Origin of the sequence: Paraclostridium dentum, assembly GCF_012922555.1 — a bacterium.
Lineage (GTDB): Bacteria > Bacillota > Clostridia > Peptostreptococcales > Peptostreptococcaceae > Paraclostridium > Paraclostridium dentum.
This window is the reverse complement of sequence record NZ_WIPK01000195.1, coordinates 1-320: the sequence shown is the minus strand read 5'-3', so window position 1 is coordinate 320 and position 320 is coordinate 1. Positions and strand designations below refer to the sequence as shown.

General features: G+C 54.7%; 1 protein-coding gene. It reads right to left on the bottom strand.

Features of this window, described 5'->3' with window-relative positions; genetic code table 11:
- Positions 1-18: 18 nt before the first annotated feature.
- On the bottom strand, positions 19-320 hold a 302-nt coding region (locus tag GFJ41_RS21340; protein ID WP_206001638.1), incomplete at its 5' end, for a hypothetical protein.

The window sequence follows — 320 nt, the reverse complement described above, 5'->3', positions numbered from 1 at the left end:
TCCAATGGTGAACACCCTTTATGCTGTGGCTACAGGAGCACCCTGTGGCATGACTGGGACTTCAGGCTTGGCTCCCTTCTGTTCAGAAACAGGGGTGGTGGGGAGAATCTCCTCTTTGGGCTCCACGATGCTGACATGGTCAGGCAGAGGCTTCTTGGGGCCGATCTTACCGCTGGGGTCCCAGGGAAGCATGATCTTAACCTTGATACCCAGCACACCCTGGCGGAGCAAGACATGACGGACAGCGGTGTCAACGTAATAGTTGACAGGGTCTCCACTGTGGATCATCAAACCATCCACAAACTTCATGGACTTGGCTC